A 4158-nucleotide genomic window follows, 5' to 3' on the forward strand; every position below is an offset into this window, starting at 1 on the left:
GCCAGCCGCCCTCCGCCGACGCGGGCTCACTCGCTCGGCGTGCCGTCCAGCTCGTCCGCCGCCTCGACCTCGTCCCGGGTGATCCCCAGCAGGTAGAGCACGGTGTCCAGGAAGGGCACGTTGACCGCGGTGTGCGCGGCCTCCCGCACCACCGGCTTGGCGTTGAAGGCGACGCCCAGGCCGGCGGCGTTCAGCATGTCGAGGTCGTTGGCGCCGTCGCCGATCGCCACCGTCTGCGCCAGCGGCACCCCGGCCCGCTCGGCGAACCGGGCCAGCCAGCGGGCCTTGCCCGCGCGGTCCACGATCTCGCCGGTGACCCGGCCGGTGAACCGGCCGTCCTCGACCTCCAGGGTGTTGGCCGCGGCGAAGTCCAGCCCGAGCTGGTCCACCAGGTGGTCGGTGACCTGGGTGAAGCCGCCGGAGACGATCGCCACCTGGTAGCCGAGCCGCTTCAGCGTGCGGATCAGCGTCCGGGCACCCGGCGTCAGCCGCACCTCGGTGCGGACCTTCTCCACCACCGCGGCGTCCAGCCCGGCCAGCAGCGCCACCCGAGCCCGCAGCGACTCGGCGAAGTCCAGCTCGCCGCGCATCGCGGCGGCCGTCACCTCGGCGACCTTCTCCTCGCAGCCGGCGTGCGCGGCGAAGAGCTCGATCACCTCGTCCTGGATCAGCGTCGAGTCGACGTCCATCACGACCAGCCGCTTGGCCCGCCGGTGCAGCCCGGCGGCGACCACCGCGATGTCCACGCCCAGCGCCGAGGCCTCCGGCGCCAGCTCGGCCCGCAGCCGCTCGGTCGGCGTGCCGGAGACGGCCAGCTCCACCGCGGTCACCGGGTACTTCGCGAGCCGGAACACCCGGTCGATGTTGCCGCCGGCGCCGCTGATCCGGCCGGCCAGCGCCGCCACCGCCTCGGCGGTGAGCGGGTGCCCGAGCACCGTCACGTGCGAACGGCCCTCCCGGCGCGGCCGGTTGTCGCCGGTGCCGGAGATGATCTCGGCCTGGAGCTTCAGCTCCTCCGCCCAGCGGTGCACCGTCACGCGCAACGCGCCCTCGGAGCCCGGCCCGGACGGCGGGGTCACCAGCGCGCACAGCGTTATCCGGCCACGGGTGACGACCTGCTCGATGTCGATCACGTCCACGCCGAACCCGGCGAGCGTGGTGAACAGGCCCGCCGTGATACCGGGGCGGTCCTTGCCGAACACCTTGACCAGCAGGGTGCGCTCGTCGTCGGTCCGTGGCTGCGGGGCGGGGAGGGGCGCGGCGGCCGGATCAGTCGCGTTCATGGTGAGTCCCACGCTACCCGGCCGGGCCGCCGGAGCACGCCCCGCGTCCGCACGCTGGGACGACCACCGGGCCGCCCCGGTTTCGTTGCCGGGCGGTCACAACCGCCCGAGGTGACTTTCAGGTACGGCGGCGGGGCTGGAATGATTCCCCCGTCAGATCACATGCGCAACTCCCCGACGGGGAGCCAATCGGGGGACCGAGAGAGCGGGGCAGGCGGACAGTGCCGCAACTCGTACTTGATATCAACGGGCAGCAGCGGGTGCTGGAGCCCGGCCGCTCGTACACCATCGGACGCGACCCGGCCTCGGACTTCCCGTTCGACGACGCCCGGGTCTCCTGGCGGCACGCCACCATCTCCTTCGACGGGGCCGCCTGGCAGCTGGAGGACCACGGCTCCACCAACGGCACGTTCGCAGGCGGCGCCCGCACCCAGCTGGCGCCGCTGTTCGCCGGCGCCGTCGTCAACCTCGGCAACGCCGAGAACGGCCCCCGGCTGGCCTTCTCCGCCCCCGCCGGCGCGCCCGCCCAGCCGATCGGCGTGCACGAGGCGGTCACCAGCCGCGCCGCGCCGCCGCCCGCCGCCCAGCAGCAGCCCTGGCCCCCGCAGCCGCCCGTGCACCAGCAGTGGGACACCCCGGCGCCGCAGCCCGCCGTCGCGCAGCAGGGCTACCCGCAGCACGCCCCGATCCCCGCGCAGCAGGGCGGCCAGCAGCCGCCGGCCGCCGCCGGGCTCGGCAACCCGACCATGGTCCGCAACCTCACCGCGGGCATGCGCACCATCCGGATCGGCCGCGCGCTCGACAACGACATCGTCGTCTCCGACCTCCAGGTCTCCCGCCACCACGCCGAACTCCGCCAGCTCGGCGACGGCCGCTGGGAGATCGTCGACCTCGGCAGCCACAACGGCATCTTCCTCAACGGCCAGCCGGTGCAGCGCCAGCTGATGGGCCCGCAGGACCGCCTGACGGTCGGCCACTCCAGCTTCGTCCTGGTCGGCGACCAGCTGCAGGAGTTCGTCGACACCGGCGCCGTCACCTTCTCCGCCCGCCACCTGACCGTCGAGGTCGAGCACAAGGGCGGCAAGAAGATCCTGCTGAACGACGTCTCCTTCTCCGTCCCGGAGAAGTCGCTGGTCGCCGTCATCGGCCCGTCCGGCTCCGGCAAGTCCACCCTGCTGCGCGCCCTCACCGGCTACCGCCCGGCCGACCGCGGCGAGGTGCTGTACGACAACCACAACCTGTACCGGCAGTTCGCCGAGCTCCGCTCGCGGATCGGCCTGGTGCCCCAGTCGGAGATCCTGCACAAGGAGCTCACCGTCCGCAGCGGCCTCAAGTACGCCGCCCGGCTGCGCTTCCCCGGCGACACCGAGCCCGCCGAGCGCGAGCGCCGGATCGACGAGGTGCTCTTCGAGCTGCGCCTGGACAAGCGCGCCGACAACCGGATCACCGCGCTCTCCGGCGGCCAGCAGAAGCGCGTCTCGGTCGCCCTGGAGCTGCTCACCAAGCCCTCGCTGATCTTCCTGGACGAGCCCACCTCGGGCCTGGACCCGGGCATGGACCGCGAGGTCATGCAGACCCTTCGCGGCCTGGCCAACGACGGCCGCACGGTCCTGGTGGTCACCCACTCGGTGGCCGAACTCGCCCTCTGCGACCGGCTGCTGGTCATGGCGCCGGGCGGCTCGGTGGCGTACTTCGGCCCGCCGTCGGAGGCCCTGCACTTCTTCGGCTACGAGACCTGGGCCGACGTCTTCCAGGCCTTCGAGAACTACCCCGACCACGACTGGGCCGGCCGCTACAAGGGCTCGGTCCACTACCGGCAGTACTCGGCCGACGTGGACGCCCCGGTGCAGCACACCGCCCCGAGCGTGCCGGTCGCCCAGGTCCGCCCGCCGAAGGCGCAGAGCTGGGGCTCCCAGCTGTGGACGCTGATCCGCCGCTACCTGGCGGTGATCGGCTCCGACAAGGGCTTCATGCTGCTGTCGCTGATCCTGCCGCTGGTCCTCGGCGGCGTCTCGGTGCTGATCCCCGACCACTGCGGCCTGGCCGCCTGCGTCTCGGGCCGCAACGACGTGGCCAAGATGATCCTGCTCGTGGTGGCCTTCGGCGCCTGCCTGTCCGGCTCCGCCAACTCGGTCCGCGAACTCATCAAGGAACGGGCGATCTACGAACGGGAACGCGCCACCGGCCTGTCCCGCTCCGCCTATCTGGTCTCCAAGATCGTGGTGCTCGGCCTGGTCAGCTTCCTCCAGGGCGGCGTCATCTCGGCGATCGCCTTCAAGACCCGCACCCTGCCCGCCGAGGGCGTGCTGCTCAAGAGCATGCCGGCCGCCGAGATGGCGATCGGCGTGATCCTGCTCAGCTTCACCTCGATGCTGGTCGGCCTCACCATCTCGGCCCTGGTCAAGACCGCCGAGAAGACCATGCCGCTGCTGGTCATGTTCGCCATCGTCCAGATGGTCTTCACCGGCGCGATCTTCCAGGTCTTCGACAAGCCCGGCCTGGAGCAGTTCGCCTGGCTGATGCCCGGCCGCTGGGGCCTCGCCGCGAGCGGCAACACCCTCGACCTGGCCCACACCTCGGCCGTCAGCTTCACCGAGACCCGCCCGCCCAAGCCGATCGTCGACCCGCTCTGGGACCACACCGCGGGCCACCTGATCCTCAACTGGCTCGCCCTGATCGTCATCTCGATCGGCCTCGCCCTCCTCGTGCAGCGCTTCCTGCGCCGCCACGAGCCCGAGGTCATGCAGAAGGGCTGACCCCGGCACCGCAGCAGCCGAGGGGGGGGCACCCCACCACGCCGGGGGGCGCCCCGCCGGGGGGAGGGCCCGTGCCATAAACTGCGCCCGAACTCCCCCCCCGCGGGGGCGGGGGGGGC

2 protein-coding genes are annotated in these 4158 nt (G+C 72.6%); one reads left to right on the forward strand and one right to left on the reverse strand.

The genetic code is table 11. The features are described 5' to 3' along the window. Positions 1–26 precede the first annotated feature (26 nt). Positions 27–1283, reverse strand: a complete 1257-nt coding sequence (serB, locus tag ACFV0G_RS23090) for a phosphoserine phosphatase SerB (protein ID WP_380550970.1) — start codon at positions 1281–1283, stop codon at positions 27–29. Positions 1284–1504: 221 nt separating this feature from the next. On the opposite strand from serB, the gene ACFV0G_RS23095 reads away from it, so the two are divergent. Further along, positions 1505–4039 (forward strand): FHA domain-containing protein, encoded by a 2535-nt coding sequence (locus tag ACFV0G_RS23095; protein WP_380550973.1) that lies wholly within the window; start codon positions 1505–1507, stop codon positions 4037–4039. Positions 4040–4158: the final 119 nt, after the last annotated feature.

This window comes from Kitasatospora sp. NPDC059571, assembly GCF_042735675.1.
In the GTDB taxonomy this organism is placed as follows: Bacteria; Actinomycetota; Actinomycetes; order Streptomycetales; family Streptomycetaceae; genus Kitasatospora.

Coding starts and splice junctions, on each gene's coding strand:
- serB (WP_380550970.1), bottom strand. CDS start 1,283: ATGAACGCGACTGATCCGGCCGCCGCGCCCCTCCCCGCCCCGCAGCCA.